Origin of the sequence: Azoarcus taiwanensis (assembly GCF_012910885.1) — a bacterium.
GTDB lineage: Bacteria > Pseudomonadota > Gammaproteobacteria > Burkholderiales > Rhodocyclaceae > Azoarcus_F > Azoarcus_F taiwanensis.
Map to the genome: position 1 here is coordinate 1 of NZ_WTVM01000307.1, position 430 is coordinate 430.

Below are 430 nucleotides of genomic sequence, written 5' to 3' on the forward strand. Positions count from 1 at the left end.
CTGTTACTCGGTGGCCGGCGAAGAGAGCTACGTCTTGCTGGTGCGCGTCGCGTCCGCACGGGCGCTCGAGGACCTGTTGCAACGGATCCGGACAACGGCGAACGTGCGGACGCGAAGCACGATCATTCTGAACACTTTTTACAGCGATAGGCAGCATATACCATAATTTTTCCAGCATAAATATCAATATTCCGTAAATCCTGCTATCATAGCGTCATGGCCGCCGTCGTGAAGTCCGTCGCTCTTGCCGGTAGACCAACAACCCCAGACCGGGTTCATGAGGTGCTAGGGCGCAGCATGCTGGTCGACGGTCTGGACATAGTGCTCGATCTGACCCGTTCGGGCGGTTCATATCTGGTCGACGCTATAACGGGTCGGCGCTACCTGGACATGTTCACATTCGTTGCCTCCTCGGCACTGGGTATGAATC

Annotated in this window: 1 protein-coding gene and 1 pseudogene; both read left to right on the forward strand. The window is 56.0% G+C overall.

The features are described from left to right. A pseudogene (gene lrpA / locus GPA21_RS20465) lies at positions 1 to 166 on the forward strand (transcriptional regulator LrpA); the annotation flags it as partial. Between the two features lie 50 nt (positions 167 to 216). Then, positions 217 to 430 (forward strand): hypothetical protein (locus tag GPA21_RS20470; protein ID WP_211163760.1); only part of this gene is annotated, 214 nt, incomplete at its 3' end.